General features: G+C 71.8%; 14 protein-coding genes. 9 read left to right on the forward strand and 5 right to left on the reverse strand.

What is annotated here, in order from left to right:
• Positions 1-102: 102 nt before the first annotated feature.
• The gene (locus tag ACGFRG_RS17725) at positions 103-531 is read right to left on the reverse strand and encodes a helix-turn-helix domain-containing protein (RefSeq protein WP_361420324.1); all 429 of its coding nucleotides are present in this window, start codon (positions 529-531) and stop codon (positions 103-105) included.
• 88 nt (positions 532-619) lie between these two features.
• Entirely contained in the window at positions 620-1,513 is an 894-nt protein-coding gene (locus tag ACGFRG_RS17730; protein ID WP_393264798.1) for a CAP domain-containing protein, read from the reverse strand.
• Positions 1,514-1,691: 178 nt separating this feature from the next.
• On the opposite strand from ACGFRG_RS17730, the gene ACGFRG_RS17735 reads away from it, so the two are divergent.
• The 4 genes from ACGFRG_RS17735 to ACGFRG_RS17750 all read left to right on the forward strand — a co-directional run bounded on the left by ACGFRG_RS17735 (position 1,692) and on the right by ACGFRG_RS17750 (position 8,012).
• Positions 1,692-1,973, forward strand: a complete 282-nt coding sequence (locus ACGFRG_RS17735) for an acylphosphatase (RefSeq protein WP_361420318.1) — start codon at positions 1,692-1,694, stop codon at positions 1,971-1,973.
• A gap of 381 nt (positions 1,974-2,354) precedes the next feature.
• On the forward strand, positions 2,355-2,573 hold the full coding sequence (locus ACGFRG_RS17740) for a hypothetical protein (protein WP_188275291.1): 219 nt from the start codon (positions 2,355-2,357) through the stop codon (positions 2,571-2,573).
• Between the two features lie 254 nt (positions 2,574-2,827).
• Positions 2,828-6,385 (forward strand): chromosome segregation protein SMC, encoded by a 3,558-nt coding sequence (smc, locus tag ACGFRG_RS17745; RefSeq protein ID WP_393264803.1) that lies wholly within the window; start codon positions 2,828-2,830, stop codon positions 6,383-6,385.
• A gap of 208 nt (positions 6,386-6,593) precedes the next feature.
• The gene (locus ACGFRG_RS17750) at positions 6,594-8,012 is read left to right on the forward strand and encodes a sugar porter family MFS transporter (protein ID WP_361420310.1); all 1,419 of its coding nucleotides are present in this window, start codon (positions 6,594-6,596) and stop codon (positions 8,010-8,012) included.
• Positions 8,013-8,054: 42 nt separating this feature from the next.
• On the opposite strand, the gene ACGFRG_RS17755 is transcribed toward ACGFRG_RS17750, so the two are convergent.
• Together ACGFRG_RS17755 and ACGFRG_RS17760 are read right to left on the reverse strand one after the other, a co-directional pair.
• On the reverse strand, positions 8,055-9,026 hold the full coding sequence (locus ACGFRG_RS17755; protein WP_393264806.1) for an LLM class flavin-dependent oxidoreductase: 972 nt from the start codon (positions 9,024-9,026) through the stop codon (positions 8,055-8,057).
• A gap of 58 nt (positions 9,027-9,084) precedes the next feature.
• Entirely contained in the window at positions 9,085-10,545 is a 1,461-nt protein-coding gene (locus ACGFRG_RS17760) for a cytosine permease (RefSeq protein WP_393264808.1), read from the reverse strand.
• A gap of 189 nt (positions 10,546-10,734) precedes the next feature.
• Between ACGFRG_RS17760 and ftsY the strand changes: the two genes are divergently transcribed.
• A complete protein-coding gene (gene ftsY, locus ACGFRG_RS17765; protein ID WP_393264811.1) occupies positions 10,735-11,949 on the forward strand; it encodes a signal recognition particle-docking protein FtsY in 1,215 nt (404 codons plus the stop codon).
• Positions 11,950-12,049: 100 nt separating this feature from the next.
• Here ftsY and ACGFRG_RS17770 read toward each other — a convergent pair whose 3' ends face one another.
• Positions 12,050-12,697: a bifunctional DNA primase/polymerase gene (locus ACGFRG_RS17770; RefSeq protein ID WP_361420298.1), complete on the reverse strand. Its 648-nt coding sequence runs from the start codon at positions 12,695-12,697 to the stop codon at positions 12,050-12,052.
• A gap of 424 nt (positions 12,698-13,121) precedes the next feature.
• On the opposite strand from ACGFRG_RS17770, the gene ACGFRG_RS17775 reads away from it, so the two are divergent.
• The 4 genes from ACGFRG_RS17775 to ACGFRG_RS17790 all read left to right on the forward strand — a co-directional run bounded on the left by ACGFRG_RS17775 (position 13,122) and on the right by ACGFRG_RS17790 (position 19,115).
• Positions 13,122-14,597: a hypothetical protein gene (locus ACGFRG_RS17775; protein WP_361420295.1), complete on the forward strand. Its 1,476-nt coding sequence runs from the start codon at positions 13,122-13,124 to the stop codon at positions 14,595-14,597.
• A gap of 332 nt (positions 14,598-14,929) precedes the next feature.
• Positions 14,930-16,273 carry an ammonium transporter gene (locus ACGFRG_RS17780; protein ID WP_361420292.1) on the forward strand — a complete coding sequence of 448 codons (1,344 nt, stop codon included), beginning with the start codon at positions 14,930-14,932 and terminating at the stop codon, positions 16,271-16,273.
• Entirely contained in the window at positions 16,270-16,608 is a 339-nt protein-coding gene (locus tag ACGFRG_RS17785; RefSeq protein WP_101390346.1) for a P-II family nitrogen regulator, read from the forward strand. Before ACGFRG_RS17780 ends, ACGFRG_RS17785 begins: the two co-directional genes overlap by 4 nt.
• A 47-nt stretch (positions 16,609-16,655) precedes the next feature.
• Positions 16,656-19,115: a [protein-PII] uridylyltransferase gene (locus ACGFRG_RS17790; protein ID WP_393264815.1), complete on the forward strand. Its 2,460-nt coding sequence runs from the start codon at positions 16,656-16,658 to the stop codon at positions 19,113-19,115.
• Positions 19,116-19,188 lie beyond the last annotated feature (73 nt).

Here is a 19,188-nt window from a genome sequence, read left to right on the forward strand (position 1 = left end):
GTGGCTCCGCCACATGACCTGGCACACCGCACGCCGATCGCACGCACCGACCGCCGCTGCGCCCGCCCTCCGGGCGGACGACGGGGGTTCAAAGACAGGCTCTTACGACTCGCGCGCCGTGTCGTAACTCTCGCGCGCCGCGAGGACCGTCGGCATCCGGTCCTCCATGAAGTGGATCAGGCCGACGAGCCGCTCGGCGACCTCGCGGCCGAGCGGGGTCAGGCTGTAGTCGACGCGCGGCGGGTTGGTCGGCTGCGCCTCGCGGTGGACGAGCCCGTCGCGCTCCAGCGCCTGCAGTGTCTGGGAGAGCATTTTCTCGCTGACGCCGTCGACCCGGCGGCGCAGCTCGTTGAAGCGGAAGCCGCCCTCGTACAGCGCCCCCAGCGTGAGACTGCCCCAGCGGCCGGTGACGTGCTCCAGCGTGCCCCGGGACGGGCACGCCTTGGAGAACACGTCGAAGGGCAGATCGGCCTGCGGGCAGGCGGCCTCGGCGGTCGGCGCGGTGACGGTCCCGGTGGCGGTCTCTTCCATAACGCCACCGTACTCCGACACAGCGCTAACTAGAAGTTAGCGCTGTGTCCCGGAGTGCGGCCGGTCCGACTGCGGCCGGGTCAGAACCTCAGAAGCCGAAGTCCTGCGTCCACCACGGGCCGCCCTCGCCGAAGTGCACTCCGACGCCCAGCGTCTTGTAGTCGCAGTTCAGGATGTTCGCGCGGTGGCCGGGGCTGTTCATCCACGCCTCCATGACCGCCTTGGCGTCCGCCTGGCCGCGCGCGATGTTCTCGCCGCCCAGGTTGCCGATGCCCGCCTTCGCGGCCCGGTCCCAGGGGCTCTTGCCGTCCGGGTCGGTGTGGTCGAAGAAGCCGCGCGCCGCCATGTCGTCGCTGAACGTGGTCGCCAGCGCCGCGAGCGAGCCGTCGGCCTTCACCGGGGAGCAGCCCGCCTGCGCGCGCTGCTGGTTGACGAGCGAGACGACCGTGGCGGCCGCCGCGGCCTCGGCGGTCGGCGCCTTGGCCTGCCGCTGCTCGGGCAGCTGCGTGACCTTCGGCGCGTGCGTGGCCGGGGTCTCGGTCCTGGGCGCGGCCGGAGCCGTCGACTTCTGCTCCGACGGGGTCGAGGAGGGCGACGGCTGCTTGCTCGGCGCGGAGGCCGAGGGGGAGGTGAGGGGCGCGTGGGTGCTCGGCGAGGTGGTGGCCGGCGTCGCCGAGGGGGCCGCGCTGGTCGGCTTCACCGCCTCGCCGCCCTGCTGGCGCAGATCGGAGGTGCCGTCCGCCTGGACGTGCTGGTCGGCGGTGCTGCCGCCGTTGAGGGCGAAGGTGGAGCCGCCCGGCAGCAGGCCCGAGGCTATGGCGACGGCGCCCACGGCGACGGCGGCGGACGCGCCGAGCAGACCGGTGCGCACGGGCACCACGGGCCGCTTCTTGCGGCGCGCGGCACCCCGGGGCGTACTTCCCGTGCCCTGCGCGTGGTCTTCGGCGGCGGGCGCGGGGGCGGAGCGACGATGGCGTCCCATCTGCGGACCTTCCCTCATGACTGCGGTGCTGTTCCAGTGCCTGAGCCCCCGGAGCCCGGTTGCCCCGAGAGGCCGCTGGGTCTAGTCCGAATGGGTGAGGCTCATTGCGTCGGGACTGTACGCCATGACGCAGGAGGGCGAAGTGCTCCGTGTGCAATTGGCCGGTTAGCGTGCAGCCATGAACGAAGATGCACGGCTCGTCGCGTGGGTACGCGGCCGAGTACAGGGAGTGGGCTTCCGCTGGTTCACCAGGGCAAACGCTTTGGAGATCGGCGGGCTCGTCGGATTCGCGCTCAATCTCGACGACGGCCGGGTGCAGGTGGTGGCCGAGGGGCCACGTGAGAATTGCCACCGTTTGCTGGAGTGGCTTCGCGGCGACGACACACCCGGCACGGTCGACGGCGTCACCGAGATCTGGGACGCGCCGCGCGGCGGCTACGACGGCTTCGCCATCCGCTAGGGCGCGCCCGCCGCGATCGGCGGGCCCCCGGCGCCCCCGCCGCCGGGTCGGCTCCGTCCGCACGCCCCTGACCTCGTACGACTTCGTTGTTGCCATTCCGGTTCAGGCGTGCAAGGCTGCGGAAGCAAGGATGATCTCCACGCCCCCAGGGCTCCGAGGAGAGGCCGCGCCCGAGTGCTTCCGGGCCGAACGGCCCCCGGATTGCCCGCCATACGGGGCGTGATCGTGTTGACCGTCAAACTTTTTGGTGAGACGCTGGAAGCCCCGCGCACCTTAGCTGTTTGGCATGAAGAACCGCAGTCAAGTCCAAGCACCGCGGGTGCGATTCCCTCACGACCCACACCGCTTCGGTCGGTCACTCAGTGTGGAGGACCATCCATCATGGCAAAGGCGCTTCTCGGTTACGTCGGCGGTTCCGACCCGCGACTCCTCGCCGAGATGCGACGGCTCCAGCAGCGTGTCCAGGACCTTGAGTCCGAGCTCGTACGGATCCAGTCCGAGAAGGACGCGTTGTCGGCTGCCGTTGCTTCGCACCACGGAGACTCGCTGCTCGAAGGCATCGACATCGACGTACCCCAGGCGGAGCCTGCGCTCACCTGATCCGGGCCGTACCCCGATGGCCCGCAGGGTGAGGAACACTCTCCCGAGATAGATATGCAAGGGACGCTTTTGGCGTCCCTTCTTTCTTGTCGCTCGCCGTTGCCGCTCGCTGCTCGTCGGTGACGCACGCTTGTTCGCCCGCAGACCAGGGTTGATCTGTTCACGTCTGATCTGCCCCTGGTTCCCGGTGGCGAAACCGCCGTGGCCGTGCCTTCCCGGCGCCTGCCCGGGGGCGCGGAGTAGAGTCCGACGGCGTGCACCTCAAGGCCCTGACCCTGCGCGGGTTCAAATCCTTCGCTTCCGCGACGACACTGAAGTTCGAGCCGGGCATCACCTGTGTCGTGGGACCCAACGGCTCCGGCAAGTCCAATGTGGTGGACGCGCTGTCGTGGGTCATGGGCGAGCAGGGGGCCAAGTCGCTGCGCGGCGGCAAGATGGAGGACGTCATCTTCGCCGGGACGACCGGCCGCCCGCCGCTGGGCCGCGCCGAGGTCTCCCTCACCATCGACAACTCCGACGGCGCGCTGCCGATCGAGTACGCCGAAGTGACCATCACCCGGATCATGTTCCGGGGCGGCAGCAGCGAGTACCAGATCAACGGTGACACGTGTCGCCTGCTCGACATCCAGGAGCTGCTCTCCGACTCCGGCATCGGGCGCGAGATGCACGTCATCGTCGGGCAGGGCCAGCTCGACTCGGTGCTGCACGCGGATCCGATGGGCCGCCGCGCGTTCATCGAGGAGGCGGCGGGCGTCCTCAAGCACCGCAAGCGCAAGGAGAAGGCGCTGCGCAAGCTGGACGCGATGCAGGCCAACCTCGCGCGCGTGCAGGACCTCACCGAGGAGCTGCGCCGCCAGCTCAAGCCGCTGGGCCGGCAGGCGGCCGTGGCGCGCCGGGCCGCCGTCATCCAGGCCGACCTGCGCGACGCCCGGCTGCGGTTGCTCGCCGACGACCTCGTGACGATGCGGGAGGCGCTACGCGGCGAGATCGAGGACGAGGCGGAGCTCAAGCGGCGCAAGGAGAGCGCCGAGGCCGAGCTGAAGGCCGCCCTCGCGCGCGAGGCGGAGCTGGAGGACGAGGTCCGCCGCCTCGCGCCCCGGCTGCAGAGCGCCCAGCAGACCTGGTACGAGCTCTCCCGGCTGGCCGAGCGGGTGCGCGGCACCGTCTCGCTCGCCGACGCGCGCGTGAAGAGCGCCACCGCCCAGCCTCCGGAGGAGCGCCGGGGACGCGACCCCGAGGACATGGAGCGCGAGGCCGCCCGGATCCGTGAGCAGGAGGCGGAGCTGGAGGCGGCCCGCGAGGCGGCGGAGCGGGCCCTGGAGGACACCGCCTCCCACCGCGCCGAGCTGGAGCGGGAACTCGCGCTTGAGGAGCGGCGTTTGAAGGATGTGGCCCGGGCCATCGCCGACCGGCGCGAGGGTCTGGCCCGGCTGCACGGACAGGTCAACGCGGCGCGGAGCAGGGCGGGTTCGGCGCAGGCGGAGATCGACCGGCTGGCGGCGGCGCGCGACGAGGCGGGCGAGCGGGCGGCGCTGGCCCAGGAGGAGTACGAGCAGTTGAAGGCCGAGGTGGACGGCCTGGACGCGGACGACCACGAGCTGGCCGAGGCGCACGACGGCGCCAAGCGGGAGCTCGCGGACGCCGAGGCGGCCCTGGGCGCCGCCCGCGAGGCGGTCACGGCCGCAGAGAGGAAACGTGCCGCCGTGGCCGCCCGCCATGACGCGCTCGCCCTGGGCCTGCGCCGCAAGGACGGTACGGGCGCGCTGCTCGCCGCGAAGGACTCGCTGGCCGGGCTGCTCGGGCCCGCGGCCGCGCTGCTCACCGTCGAGCCCGGCCATGAGGTCGCGGTGGCGGCGGCGCTGGGCGCGGCCGCCGACGCGCTCGCGGTGTCGGGGCCCGCCACCGCCGCCGAAGCGATTCGCTTGCTGCGCAAGCAGGACGCCGGGCGGGCCGCGCTGCTTGTGGGCGGGCTGCCGGGAGCCGAGGAGCCTGTTCCGGTACGGCCGGGCGGGCCGCCGTGTGCGGCCGATCTCGTCCGGGGGCCCGAGGAGTTGCTGCCCGCCGTGCGCAGGCTGCTGCGCGGCGTCGTGGTCGTGGGCACGCTGGAGGACGCCGAGGATCTGGTCTACGCGCAGCCCGCCCTGACCGCCGTCACCGCCGAGGGCGATCTGCTCGGGGCGCACTTCGCGCAGGGCGGCTCCGCCGGGGCGCCGAGCCTGCTCGAAGTACAGGCGTCGGTCGACGAGGCGGCGGGCGAGCTCGCCGAACTGGCCGTGCGCTGCGAGGAGCTGGCCGCCGCCGAGCAGTCGGCGAAGGACGTGCGCACGCGGTGCGCGGCGCGCGTCGAGGAGCTGGGGGAGCGCCGCCGGTCCGCCGAGAGGGAGAAGGCGACCGTGGGCAACGAGCTGGGGCGGCTCGCCGGGCAGGCGCGGGGCGCGGCCGGTGAGGCCGAGCGCACCGCCGCGGCCGCCGCCCGCGCCCAGGAGGCCCTGGAGAAGGCAACCGAGGAGGCCGAGGAGCTGGCCGAGCGGCTGCTCGTGGCCGAGGAAATGCCAGTGGAGGAGGAGCCCGACACCTCCGTACGGGACCGGCTGGCCGCCGACGGGGCCAACGCGCGCCAGACCGAGATGGAGGCCCGGCTCCAGCTGCGTACGCACGAGGAGCGGGTCAAGGGGCTGGCCGGGCGGGCCGACGCGCTCGACCGGGGCGCGCGCGCCGAGCGCGAGGCGCGCGCCCGGGCCGAGGAGCGGCGCGCCCGGCTGCGCCACGAGGCCGAGGTGGCCGGGGCCGTGGCGGCGGGCGCGCGCACCCTGCTCGCGCACGTCGAGGTCTCCGTCGTACGGGCCGAGCGGGAGCGGGCCGCCGCCGAGGCCGCGAAGGCCGCCCGCGAGCAGGATCTGGCGGCCGCCCGGGCCACCGGCCGCGACCTCAAGGGCGAGCTCGACAAGTTGACGGATTCGGTTCACCGCGGCGAGGTACTCGGCGCCGAGAAGCGGATGAGGATCGAGCAACTGGAGACCAAGGCGCTGGAGGAGCTGGGGGTCGAGCCGGCCGGGCTCGTCGCCGAGTACGGGCCCGACCAGCCGGTTCCCCCGTCGCCGCCCGCCGACGGAGAGGAGCTGCCACAAGACCCTGACCACCCGCGCAACCGGCCCCGGCCGTTCGACCGGGCCGACCAGGAGAAGCGCCTCAAGTCAGCCGAACGGGCGTACCAGCAGCTGGGAAAGGTCAACCCGCTCGCGCTTGAGGAGTTCGCGGCGCTGGAGGAGCGGCATCAGTTCCTCTCCGAGCAGCTGGCGGACCTGAAGAAGACGCGCGCCGACCTTCTTCAGGTGGTGAAGGAGGTGGACGAACGCGTCGAGCAGGTCTTCACCGAGGCGTACCGGGACACGGCCCGGGAGTTCGAGGGCGTCTTCGCGCGGCTGTTCCCGGGCGGCGAGGGGCGGCTGATCCTGACCGACCCCGACAACATGCTCGCCACCGGCGTCGACGTCGAGGCGCGCCCGCCCGGCAAGAAGGTCAAGCGCCTGTCGCTGCTCTCGGGCGGCGAGCGCTCGCTGACGGCCGTGGCGCTGCTCGTCTCCATCTTCAAGGCGCGGCCGAGCCCGTTCTATGTGATGGACGAGGTCGAGGCGGCCCTCGACGACACCAACCTCCAGCGGCTGATCCGGATCATGCAGGAGCTCCAGGAGTCCTCGCAGCTGATCGTGATCACGCACCAGAAGCGGACGATGGAGGTCGCGGACGCGCTGTACGGCGTATCGATGCAGGGCGACGGCGTCTCCAAGGTCATCAGCCAGCGCCTTCGCTGAATCCCATCAAGATCATTTCAAGACTTGAAGCATCAACCTCATAAACTTCGTTCGAAGTCACAGCGAACACCCTATTGACTTCGAAACTTGAAGGCATAGTCTCTGCAACGTTGCTTTTACCTTCAAGTGGTGGGTGACCCGAAGTTGTGCGCCACTTGAAGTGCCCCCAACGCCCGGCGACGCTGCCGGGCGGCCCCAGGAGTACAACGTGACCAGCACTACGCGCCCACCGGCCTCGGGAGCCCGCACGGCACACCCCGAGCACCTCGGCCATGTCATCTTCATCGCGGCCGCCGCCGCCATGGGCGGCTTCCTGTTCGGCTACGACAGTGCCGTGATCAACGGCGCCGTCGAGGCCATCCGGGGCCGTTACGACATCGGGTCCGCGGCCCTCGCCCAGGTCATCGCGATCGCCCTGATCGGCTGCGCCATCGGCGCCGCCACGGCGGGCCGCATCGCCGACCGCATCGGCCGCATCCGCTGTATGCAGATCGCCTCCGTGCTGTTCACGATCAGCGCCGTCGGCTCGGCGCTGCCGTTCGCCCTGTGGGACCTGGCGTTCTGGCGCATCATCGGCGGCTTCGCCATCGGCATGGCGTCGGTGATCGGCCCGGCCTACATCGCCGAGGTCGCCCCCGCCGCGTACCGCGGGCGCCTGGGCTCCTTCCAGCAGGCCGCCATCGTCATCGGCATCGCGATCTCGCAGCTGGTCAACTGGGGCATCCTCAACGCCGCGGGCGGCGACCAGCGCGGCAAGCTGATGGGCCTTGAGGCCTGGCAGGTCATGCTCGGCGTGATGGTCATCCCCGCCGTCCTCTACGGCCTGCTCTCCTTCGCGATCCCCGAGTCGCCGCGCTTCCTCATCTCCGCGGGCCGCGACGCGCGCGCCCGTGAGGTGCTCAAGGAGGTCGAGGGCGACGAGGTCGACCTGGACGCCCGGGTCGCCGAGATCGAGCACGCCATGAAGAGCGAGCACAAGTCGACCTTCAAGGACCTGCTCGGCGGCGGCTTCTTCTTTAAGCCGATCGTCTGGATCGGCATCGGACTTTCGGTCTTCCAGCAGTTCGTCGGCATCAACGTCGCGTTCTACTACTCCTCGACGCTGTGGCAGTCGGTCGGCGTCGACCCCTCGCAGTCGTTCTTCTACTCGTTCACCACGTCGATCATCAACATCGTCGGCACCGTGATCGCGATGATCTTCGTGGACCGGATCGGCCGCCGCCCGCTGGCGCTCATCGGCTCCGTCGGCATGGCCGTCGGTCTGGCCCTGGAGGCCTGGGCGTTCTCGTACGACCTGGTCGACGGCAAGCTGCCGGGCACGCAGGGCTGGGTCGCCCTGATCGCCGCCCATGTCTTCGTGCTCTTCTTCGCCCTGTCCTGGGGTGTCGTGGTGTGGGTCTTCCTCGGCGAGATGTTCCCGAACAGGATCCGCGCCGCCGCCCTCGGCGTCGCCGCCTCCGCCCAGTGGATCGCCAACTGGGCCATCACCGCGAGCTTCCCGTCGCTGGCCGACTGGAACCTCTCCGCGACCTACGTGATCTACACGATCTTCGCCGCCCTCTCGATCCCCTTCGTACTGAAGTACGTGAAGGAGACCAAGGGCAAGGCGTTGGAGGAGATGGGCTAATCCCCGCTGCCCCTCTCTCCTCGAACCACGTACTGCCCCGGCTCAGCCCTTGAGCCGGGGCAGTACGTCGTTCGTGAACAGCCGCAGGCTGCGCCAGCCCTCCTGCGGCGGCATCCCGCCGCACAGCGGGTGCAGCACCAGGCTGTCGGCGCCGAGCGAGGCGCACTCGTCGGGGGTCAGCACCCGGTAGACGCCCTCGGCGCGCAGCTCCTCGACCGTCGTGGCCGCCGAGCGCACCGCCGAGCGGATGTCCTTGGACTGCCAGGACGCGTACGTCCGCGCCTCGTGCAGGAAGTGCTCGCCGTACTTCGCCCAGGTGCGGTCGGGGTCCTCGCTGAGGTGCAGCAGCGGGGTGCGCTCGCCCGGCATCATCGTCCAGCCCTCGGTGCCGTGCGCCGCCAACTGCTCGCGGTAGTACGCCTCAAGCTCCGGCAGATGGGCGCTCGGGAAGAACGGCAGGCCGAGCCGGGCCGCGCGCCGCGCCGCCGCCCGGGACGAGCCGCCGACGAGCAGCATCGGGTGCGGCTGGGTGAACGGACGCGGGGTGACGCGCACGGTGCGGCCCTCGTACGTGAACGGCTCGCCCGTCCACGCCTTGACCAGGGTTTCCAGGAGCCGGTCCTGGAGCTCGCCGCGCCGGCCCCATGGGACGCCCGCCCGCTCGTACTCCTCGGGCCGGTAGCCGATCCCCGCCACCGTCACCAGGCGCCCGCCGCTCAGCAGGTCGAGCACGGCGATGTCCTCGGCGAGCCGCAGCGGGTCGTGCAGCGGCCCGATGATCGCGGAGACCGTCACCGCGATCCGGTGCGTGGCGCCCAGGACCGCGCCCGCGAAGGTGAACGGTGAGGGCAGCCAGCCGTTGCCGGTGCCGTGGTGCTCCTCGGTCTGCACGGTGTCGACGCCGTGCTCGTCCGCGTACGCGGCCATCTCCACGGCGGCCCGGTAGCGGGCCGAGCGGGACTCGGGCGGCTCGTGCGGGGCCACCAGGTTCATCCGGACGACCGTGAACGGCATGGCAAGTCCCCCTCCACCGGGCTGGGTTCGGTGCAGGGGGACGGTAGCTGACGACGCGTCAGACAGCCAGGGGTGCGGGCTCCTCGGCCGCTTGGGCCGCCTCGGCCGCCTGGGCCGGGGCGTATACGGCGGGCTTCGGCAGGACCACGTACAGCAGTCCGGAGACCACGATGGTGACCATCCAGCCCAGGCCGTACTCGCCGACCGGGTTGTTCGAGGCGAGCGGGCCGGTGAACCAGTCCGAGGTGGTGAACATCAGACCCGCGAGCAGACCGAGCGCCCAGGAGGCGACGGCGGCGGGGGAGAAGCCGCCCTTGTACCAGTAGGCGCTGGTGGGCGTGGTGTCGAGCAGCGCCTTCGCGTCGTACTCCGTGCGCCGCAGCATGTCCGCCCCGAAGACGCCGACCCAGGCCGAGAAGGCGACGGCGAGCAGCGAGAGGAAGGCGATGAAGGAGCCCATGAAGCTCTTGGCGACCAGCATCAGGATGCCGCCGAAGACCAGCGAGATCACCGCGTTGACCGACACCGCCCAGTGGCGCGGGATCTTGAAGCCGAGGGTCTGCGCGGTGAAGCCCGCCGAGTACATCGACATCGAGTTGATCAGCACCATGCCGACCAGGGCGATCAGCAGATACGGCACCGCGATCCACATCGGCAGGATCTCGCCGAGGAAGGAGACCGGGTCCGCGGCCGAGGCCAGGTCCGGCGTGGAGACCGCCATGACCGCGCCCATCAGGACCATCGGCAGCACGACGATCCCGGCGCCGCCCACCGAGCTCGCCACCATGGCCTTGGAGGAGGCCGTGCGCGGCAGATAGCGGGTGAAGTCGGGGGCGGACGGGATCCAGCTGACACCACCGGCGGCGATCAGACCGGTACCGGCGACCATCAGCGACATCTTCCCGGCGGGGCGGTCGAAGACCGCGCTCCAGTCGGTGTTCACGGCCAGATACCCGAGCACGAGCACGGAGAACGCGCCGAACAGGTAGGTCGCGTACTTGTTGCACTTCTGTACGACGTTGATGCCGAGGCCCGAGATCGCGAACGTCGTCACCACGAAGAGCAGCAGCGTCACGATGATCAGGAAGGTGTTGCTCTTCACGCCGAGGACGATGTCCAGGACGGTCAGCATCGCGTAGGCGCCGGTGACCGCGTTGATCGTCTCCCAGCCCCAGCGGGCGACCCAGATCAGGGAGCCGGGCAGCAGATTGCCGCGCTGCCCGAAGACCGCGCGCGACAGTGCCATGCCGGGCGCGCCACCGCGCTTGCCGGCGATGGATATGAGCCCGACCAGGCCGTAGCTGACGACCGGCGCGGCGATCGCGACGACGATCGCCTGCCAGAAGTTCAGCTTGTACGTCACGACGAGGCTGGCGCCCATCGTGAGCAGCAGCACGCTGATGTTCGCGGCGACCCAGGTGGGGAAGAGCTCCCGGGTTCTGGCGGTGCGCTCGCTGTCGGGGACGGGCTCAAGGCCACGGGTTTCCAGTGCGCCTTCGGACTGGGAAGTGGTGCTCATGAGGTGCGGTTGCCTCTCGCTCGGCTCTGGCGGGAGCCGTGTGGGGGTCATCTTCGGGGACTCTACGCGCGTTGACGCCGCCTCTTCCATCGTAACTTAATACGACGATTGCCCCATAATTCCCTTTGATCTTCAGCGGAAGACACGAGCGGGGCCCGTCGGCGGCCCATGACTGATACTGGGGAGGTTATGGAATTCGTCATCCTTGCCGTAGTCATCGCCCTGGTCGCGGTCGGCGCGATCAGCGGGCTCGTGGTCAGCAGCCGCAAGAAGAAGCAGCTGCCGCCCTCGGCCCCGTCGTCCACGCCGACCATCACTGCCCCGCCCGCCGAGCCCCATGTCGGCGAAGAAGCCGCGGAGACCGCCGAGGAGCAGCGCCGCACCATCGAGGAGGTCGCCCTCCCCGAGGCCCCGGCGAGCCCCGTCGTGGTCGAGGAAACGCCCGCCGAGGCGCTCGCGGCTCCCGAGGTCGAGGTGCCCGAGCCGACGGCCGGCCGCCTCGTGCGGCTGCGCGCCCGGCTCGCCCGCTCGCAGAACTCGCTGGGCAAGGGGCTGCTCACGCTCCTGTCCCGGGACAACCTCGACGAGGACACCTGGGAGGAGATCGAGGACACCCTCCTCACCGCCGACGTCGGCGTCGCCCCGACCCAGGAGCTGGTCGAGCGGCTGCGCGAGCGCGTGCGCGTGCTCGGCACCCGCACCCCGGCCGAGCTGCGCGCCCTGCTGCGCGAGGAGCTGATCGCGCTCCTCGGCCCGGACTTCGACCGCGCGGTGAAGACCGAGGGCGGCCTGGAGAGCCCCGGCGTCGTGATGGTCGTCGGTGTCAACGGCACCGGCAAGACCACCACCACCGGCAAGCTCGCGCGCGTGCTCGTCGCCGACGGCAAGTCGGTCGTCCTGGGCGCCGCGGACACCTTCCGTGCGGCCGCCGCCGACCAGCTCCAGACCTGGGGCGAGCGCGTCGGCGCCCGCACCGTGCGCGGCCCCGAGGGCGGCGACCCGGCGTCGATCGCGTTCGACGCGGTCAAGGAGGGCATCGCCGAGAACGCGGACGTCGTCCTCATCGACACGGCGGGCCGGCTGCACACCAAGACCGGGCTCATGGACGAGCTCGGCAAGGTCAAGCGCGTCGTGGAGAAGCACGGCCCGCTGGACGAGATCCTGCTGGTCCTCGACGCCACCACCGGTCAGAACGGTCTGGTCCAGGCCCGGGTGTTCGCCGAGGTCGTCGACATCACCGGCATCGTGCTCACCAAGCTCGACGGCACCGCCAAGGGCGGCATCGTCATCGCCGTCCAGCGCGAACTGGGCGTCCCGGTCAAGCTCATCGGCCTCGGCGAGGGCGCGGACGACCTCGCGCCGTTCGAGCCGGGGGCGTTCGTGGACGCGCTCATCGGAGACTAGGCGTTACGTACGTAACGCGTACGCGTGCGAACACGTGCCCGTTCCCCTCGTGTAGAGGGGGACGGGCATTGTCGTGTCAGGACGGGGCCCGACTGTCGTGTCAGGACGGGGCCCGGTGGCAGATGTACGCCAGGGTGCCGAGCAGCAGGCGGGCCTCCGGGGGGCGGATCGCGGTGTCCAGGGACGGCGGGCGCAGCCAGCGCACCTCGGCCGACGGGGGCGCCGGGACGTACGCTCCCGGCCCCGGGCAGACCAGGTCCAGGTCGGCGTCGTCCCAGCCCATCCGGTAGAGCAGGCGCGGCAGTTGGGCCGCCGCTCCCGGGGCGACGAAAAAGTGCGTACGGCCCGCCGGGGTGGTGGAGACCGGGCCCAGCGGCAGCCCCATCCGCTCCAGGCGCACCAGCGCGCGCCGCCCCGCCGGGGCGGCCACGTCCAGGATGTCGAAGGTGCGCCCCACCGGCAGCAGCACCGTCGCCCCCGGGCACTCGGCCCACGCCTTGCCGACCTCGTCCAGTGTCGCGCCCGCCGGGATCTCCGGGGCGAAGCCCAGCGGGTGGGCGCCCGGCTCCGGGCAGGCCGGGGCGCCGCAGGAGCACTCGCCGGACAGCTCCCGGGCCCCCGGGGCCACGTCCCAGCCCCACAGTCCCGTGTACTCGGCCACCGCGGTGACCTCGGTCGCGCGGCCGCGGCGCCGCGGGCCGGGCCGGATTTCGCGGATCCCCCGGCTGCCGCCGATCGTGAAGCCCATGCCCCCTCCAACGGATCTGACTCGACGGTGGTTACGACCCGGAGTTCCCTCGTTACGCACTGCATACCCGGCGGCTTGCGGCGGAGGGAAGGGTGGTGCGAACCGGCCCGCGCGCCCCGGCGTGCACCGTTCCATCAACTCCGTTTCGGCCTGTGTCAAGTGAATCGCGCGCAGCGCCAGGGGAGTTCATTCGAAGGGGTGGCGAATGGTGGCGTTTCTGCAATCGCCCTCGCGGGAGCAGTGATCGTAGGATTACTTTCAGTGCATGGACCCTGTAGGCACGCGCACTCGTGGGTATGCCAACGGCAAGGCGCATTCCCGTCCGAGGGCTCGGGTCCGGCGGACAGGAAGCCCCGACTAGCGGCATTCTGATAGCGGTTCGCGCGGAAAAAGCACAAGGCTTCAGCAGAATGGGGGCGTTCCAGTGGTCGGCAGTGGGGCTAGCGGTACGAGCGCCGGGAAGCGCCCCAACGAGCAGCTGAGTTCGTGGTTCGTACGGAGCGGCTGGTCGAAGGGCGAGCTCGCTCGGCAGGTCAACCGGCGGGCGCGCCAGCTCGGCGCGCACCACATCAGCACGGACACCTCCCGGGTGCGCCGCTGGCTCGACGGCGAGATGCCGCGCGAGCCGATCCCGCGCATCCTCTCCGAGCTGTTCTCCGAGCGGTTCGGCAGCGTCGTGGCGGTCGAGGACCTCGGCCTGCGCACCGCCCACCAGTCCCCGTCCGTCTCCGGCGTCGATCTGCCCTGGGCCGCCCCCCAGACCGTCAGCCTGCTCAGCGAGTACTCGCGCAGCGACCTCATGCTGGCCCGGCGCGGCTTCCTCGGGACCTCGCTGGTCCTGTCCGCCGGCCCCGCCCTGATCGAGCCCATGCAGCGCTGGCTGGTGCCCTCGCCCGGCAACGAGCGCATCCTCGCCGAGACCCCCGCCAACGCCCGGCGCCCCTCCCGGCTCTCCAAACCGGAGCTCGACCTCCTGGAGACCACCACCGAGATGTTCCGCCAGTGGGACGCGCAGTGCGGCGGGGGACTGCGCCGCAAGGCCGTCGTCGGCCAGCTCCACGAGGTCACCGACCTCCTCCAGGAGCCGCAGCCCGACGCCACCGCCAAACGCCTCTTCCGTGTAGCGGCCGAACTGGCGGAACTGGCCGGGTGGATGAGCTACGACGTGGGCCTGCAGCCCACCGCCCAGAAGTACTTCGTCCTCGCCCTGCACGCCGCCAAGGAGTGCGGCGACAAGCCACTCGGCTCGTACATCCTCTCCTCGATGAGCCGCCAGATGATCCATCTGGGCCGCCCCGACGACGCCCTGGAACTCATCCACCTCGCCCAGTACGGCAGCCGGGACTGCGCCACCCCCCGCACCCAGGCGATGCTGTATGCGATGGAGGCGCGCGCGTACGCGAACATGGGCCAGCCCAGCAAGTGCAAGCGGGCCGTCAGGATGTCCGAGGACGCCTTCGGCGACGCCGGGCTCGACGGCGAGCCCGAGCCCGACTGGATCCAGTTCTTCTCCGAGGCCGAGCTCAACGGGGAGAACGCGCACTCCTTCCGCGACCTCGCCTATGTGGCCGGGCGCAGCCCCACGTACGCCTCGCTCGCCGAGCCCGTGATGGAGAAGGCCGTCATGCTCTTCGGCAAGGACGACGTCCACCAGCGTTCGTACGCGCTGAACCTGATCGGCATGGCCACCGTCCACCTCCTGAAGCGCGAGCCCGAGCAGTCCACGGTGCTGGCCGGGGAGGCACTGAAGATCGCCAAGACGGTCCGCTCCGAGCGGGTCAACACCCGGCTGCGCAAGACCGTCGACACCGCGCTGCGCGAGTTCGGCGACGTCGCCGAAGTCGTCGACTTCACCGATCTGCTCGGCAAGGAACTGCCCGAGACCGCCGAGGCGGTCTGACGCCCCCGGCCGCTCCCCGGCCGGCATACAAGGACGCCGGCCGCGGCGCCCGCCCCGTACAGCCCGACTCGGCTCCCTCACGCCAGGTCAACCGGGAGACGTCGCGGCCGGTCACCCGTTCGCGGGTACGCGGAGGGTAACCGCTGCACCGGACACTGATCCGGCGGTTCATGTGTGCGTAACACGTCCGACCTCTTCGTCACGGACGCGAAACATCGTGCGGCATTCGCCGAAACGGCGCTGCGCCAACCTCATGGCGCATAACCGGCCCACTGTTTTGCCCCACTCGTTCGCCCCGCACGGGCCGCCGTACCGACGACGAGGAGACGCCGATGCCCCCAGGCATCACGCTCGCAGCCGCCACTCCGCAGCTGTCCAGCGCCAACACCGGGTTCATGCTGATCTGCTCAGCGCTGGTGATGATCATGACCCCCGGCCTGGCCTTCTTCTACGGAGGCATGGTCCGCGTCAAGAGCACGCTCAACATGCTGATGATGAGTTTCATCAGCCTCGGCATCGTCACGATCCTGTGGGTGCTCTACGGCTTCAGCCTCACCTTCGGTGAGTCCAACGGCTTCATCGGCTGGAGCAAGGACTACTTCGGGCTCAGGGGCATCGGCCTCGTCCAGCTCTGGCCCGGCTACACCATCCCGATCTACGTCTTCGCCGTCTTCCAGCTGATGTTCGCGGTGATCACCCCGGCGCTGATAAGCGGCGCCCTGGCCGACCGCGTCAAGTTCAGCGCCTGGGCCCTGTTCATCACCCTGTGGGTCACGGTCGTCTACTTCCCGGTCGCGCACTGGGTGTGGGCCTCGGACGGCTGGCTCTTCAAGAAGGGCGTCATCGACTTCGCCGGCGGCACCGCCGTCCACATCAACGCGGGCGCCGCGGCCCTCGGCGTGATCCTCGTCATCGGCAAGCGCGTCGGCTTCAAGAAGGACCCGATGCGTCCGCACAGCCTGCCGCTGGTCATGCTCGGCGCGGGCCTGCTGTGGTTCGGCTGGTTCGGCTTCAACGCCGGATCCTGGCTCGGCAACGACGACGGCGTCGGCGCGGTGATGTTCGTCAACACCCAGGTCGCCACCGCCGCCGCCATGCTCGCCTGGCTGCTCTACGAGAAGCTGCGCCACGGCACCTTCACCACCCTCGGCGCCGCCTCCGGCGCGGTCGCGGGCCTCGTCGCCATCACCCCCTCCGGCGGCTGCGTCAGCCCCCTCGGCGCGATCGCGGTCGGCGCCATCGCGGGTGTGCTGTGCGCCATGGCCGTCGGCCTCAAGTACCGCTTCGGCTACGACGACTCCCTCGACGTCGTCGGCGTCCACATGGTCGGCGGCATCGCCGGCTCGCTGCTCATCGGCCTCTTCGCCACCGGCGGCGTACAGTCCGACGCCAAGGGCCTGTTCTACGGCGGCGGCCTGGACCAGCTCGGCAAGCAGGCCATCGGCGTCGGCGCGGTCCTCGGCTACTCGCTGGTGGTCTCGGCGGTCCTCGCCTTCGCCCTCGACAAGACGATCGGGATGCGGGTCAGCGAGGACGACGAGGTCTCGGGCATCGACCAGGTCGAGCACGCCGAGACGGCGTACGACTTCAGCGGCGCCGGCGGCGGTACCGTCGCCCGCACGGCCGCCCCGGCCCCGAGCGAAGCGGCGGCGCAGAACAAGAAGGTGGACGCATGAAGCTCATCACCGCGGTCGTCAAGCCGCACCGCCTGGACGAGATCAAGGAAGCCCTCCAGGCCTTCGGAGTCCAGGGCCTCACGGTCACCGAGGCCAGCGGATACGGGCGCCAGCGCGGCCACACCGAGGTCTACCGCGGCGCCGAGTACACCGTCGACCTGGTCCCCAAGATCCGGATAGAGGTCCTGGTCGAGGACGACGACGCCGAGCAGCTGATCGACGTCGTGGTCAAGGCGGCCCGGACCGGGAAGATCGGGGACGGCAAGGTGTGGAGCGTGCCGGTCGAGACGGCCGTACGCGTGCGCACCGGCGAACGCGGCCCCGACGCCCTCTGAGCCCGCCTCAAGAGTTGGCCTTAGTCGGTACGGACAGGAGCTGCCGGGTGACGAGCGTGGAAGTCAGCACAGAGACAGAAGACTCCGGCACCGGCGGCTACGCGGCGGCCCGGCTGCGCCTCCTGCACCAGTCGGCCCAGGGGGAGGGGCGGTCCGGGCCGCCGCGCCGTGCCGCCCTCGCCCGGCTCACCGACGACTGGCTGGCCACGCTCTTCGCGGGCGCGGCCGAGGCCGCCGGTGTGCGGGGCGCGGCGCTGGTCGCCGTCGGCGGCTACGGACGCGGTGAACTCTCCCCCCGCAGCGACCTCGACCTGGTGCTGCTGCACGACGGCAGCGCGGGCGCGGGCGCCGTCTCCGCGCTCGCCGACCGCCTCTGGTACCCCGTGTGGGACCTGGGCCTCGCCCTCGACCACTCGGTCCGCACCCCCGCCGAGGCCCGCAGGACGGCGGGCGCCGACCTCAAGGCGCACCTCGGCCTCCTGGACGCCCGCCACCTCGCGGGCGACGCGGCCCTCACCGCCGCTCTGCGCGGCGCCGTACTCGCCGACTGGCGCAACCAGGCCACCAAGCGGCTCCCCGAACTCGACGAGATGTGCCGCGAACGGGCCGAGCGCCAGGGCGAGTTGCAGTTCCTGCTCGAACCCGACCTCAAGGAGGCGCGCGGCGGGCTGCGCGACGCCACCGCCCTGCGCGCCGTCGCCGCGTCCTGGCTCGCCGACGCGCCCCGCGAAGGACTCGACGAGGCCCGCCGGCGCCTGCTGGACGTCCGCGACGCGCTGCACCTGGCCACCGGCCGCGCCACCGACCGCCTCGCCCTCCAGGAACAGGACGCCGTCGCCGCCGCACTCGGCCTGCCGGACGCGGACGTGCTGCTGCGTCAGGTCTACGAGGCCGCGCGGACCATCGCGTACGCCGGTGACGTCACCTGGCGCGAGGTCGGCCGGGTCCTGCGGGCCCGCTCCGCGCGGCCCCGGCTGCGCGGGCTGCTCGGCGGCGGCAGAACGGCCGCGCCCGTGCGCACCCCGCTCGCCGAAGGCGTCGTCGAGCAGGACGGCGAGGCCGTGCTCGCGCTCGCCGCCAAACCCGAACGCGACCCGGTGCTGCCGCTGCGGGCCGCCGCGGCCGCCGCCCGGGCCGGTCTGCCGATCTCGCCGCACGCGGTACGCCGCCTCGCCGCCGCGCCGCGGCCGCTGCCCGTGCCGTGGCCCGCCGAGGCCCGCGAGGAGCTGGTCACGCTGCTGGGCGCGGGCGAGTCCACCGTGCCCGTGTGGGAGGCGCTGGAGGCCGAAGGGCTCATCACCCGGCTGCTGCCCGACTGGGAGTGGGTGCGCTGCCGCCCGCAGCGCAACGCCGTGCACACCTTCACCGTCGACCGCCACCTGGTGGAGACGGCCGTGCGCGCCTCCTCGCTGACCCGCCGGGTGGGCCGCCCCGACCTGCTCCTGGTGGCCGCCCTGCTCCACGACATCGGCAAGGGCCGGCCCGGCGACCACAGCGTGGCCGGCGAGGCCGTCGCGCGCGAGGTGGCCGCCAGGATCGGCTTCGACAAGGACGACGTGGCCGTCGTCGCCACCCTCGTACGCCATCACCTCCTTCTCGTGGAGACGGCGACCCGGCGCGATCTGGACGATCCCGCGACGGTACGGATGGTCGCCGAGGCGGTCGGCACCACCGCCACCTTGGAGCTGCTGCACGCGCTCACCGAGGCGGACGCGCTGGCGACCGGCCCCGCCGCCTGGTCGTCGTGGCGGGGCTCGCTCGTGGCCGACCTGGTGAAGCGGGCGGGCGCGGTGCTCGCGGGGGAGCCGGTGGAACGGGAGGCCCCGGCGACCACGGCCGAGCAGGAGCGCCTGGCCGTCGAGGCCTACCGCACAGGCGGCCCGGTGCTGGCCCTGAGCGCCCAGCCGGACGGCCCGGGCGAGGAGGAGTCGCGCGAGCCGCTGGGCGTCGAGCTGCTGATCGCGGTCCCGGACCAGCCGGGGGTGCTCCCGGCGGCGGCGGGCGTGCTGGCCATGCACCGCCTCACCGTGCGGGCCGCGGAGCTGCGCGCGATCGAACTCCCGGACCCGGTGGGCGGCGAGATCCTGCTCCTGGACTGGCGGGTGGCGGCGGAGTACGGCTCGCTGCCGCAGGCGGCCCGCCTGCGCGCGGATCTGGTGCGGGCGCTCGACGGCTCCCTGGACGTTCCCGCCCGCCTCGCCGAGCGCGAGGCGGCCCGCCGCCGGGGCCCGGCGGCACCGCCGCCCCGCGTCACCGTCGACCCGGCGGCGTCCCGGCTGGCCACGGTGATCGAGGTCCGCGCCCAGGACGCGCCGGGTCTGCTGCACCGCATCGGGCGGGCGCTGGAGACGGCGGCGGTACGGGTGCGCAGCGCGCGTGTGTCGACGCTCGGGGCGAACGCGGTGGACGCGTTCTATGTGACGGACGTGGCGGGTGCGCCGCTGTCGCCGGAGGTCGCGGGGGAGGTGGCGCGACTCGTGGAACGCGCCCTGGCCCCCGCCCCGTAAACCGCTCGCCCACCACCCGGGCGCCCGCCCGGACCCCCGGCGGAGCCGCGTATGTCACAGCCGGGAAGGGGCG

The sequence above is a fragment of the Streptomyces sp. NPDC048696 genome, assembly GCF_043198895.1.
GTDB lineage: Bacteria > Actinomycetota > Actinomycetes > Streptomycetales > Streptomycetaceae > Streptomyces.

What these genes read in the sequence shown, in the direction of transcription:
- ACGFRG_RS17725 (WP_361420324.1), bottom strand. Translation starts at nt 531, where the DNA reads ATGGAAGAGACCGCCACCGGGACCGTCACCGCGCCGACCGCCGAGGCC.
- ACGFRG_RS17730 (WP_393264798.1), bottom strand. Translation starts at nt 1,513, where the DNA reads ATGGGACGCCATCGTCGCTCCGCCCCCGCGCCCGCCGCCGAAGACCAC.
- ACGFRG_RS17735 (WP_361420318.1), top strand. Translation starts at nt 1,692, where the DNA reads ATGAACGAAGATGCACGGCTCGTCGCGTGGGTACGCGGCCGAGTACAG.
- ACGFRG_RS17740 (WP_188275291.1), top strand. Translation starts at nt 2,355, where the DNA reads ATGGCAAAGGCGCTTCTCGGTTACGTCGGCGGTTCCGACCCGCGACTC.
- ACGFRG_RS17755 (WP_393264806.1), bottom strand. Translation starts at nt 9,026, where the DNA reads ATGCCGTTCACGGTCGTCCGGATGAACCTGGTGGCCCCGCACGAGCCG.
- ACGFRG_RS17760 (WP_393264808.1), bottom strand. Translation starts at nt 10,545, where the DNA reads ATGAGCACCACTTCCCAGTCCGAAGGCGCACTGGAAACCCGTGGCCTT.
- ftsY (WP_393264811.1), top strand. Translation starts at nt 10,735, where the DNA reads ATGGAATTCGTCATCCTTGCCGTAGTCATCGCCCTGGTCGCGGTCGGC.
- ACGFRG_RS17770 (WP_361420298.1), bottom strand. Translation starts at nt 12,697, where the DNA reads ATGGGCTTCACGATCGGCGGCAGCCGGGGGATCCGCGAAATCCGGCCC.
- ACGFRG_RS17780 (WP_361420292.1), top strand. Translation starts at nt 14,930, where the DNA reads ATGCCCCCAGGCATCACGCTCGCAGCCGCCACTCCGCAGCTGTCCAGC.
- ACGFRG_RS17785 (WP_101390346.1), top strand. Translation starts at nt 16,270, where the DNA reads ATGAAGCTCATCACCGCGGTCGTCAAGCCGCACCGCCTGGACGAGATC.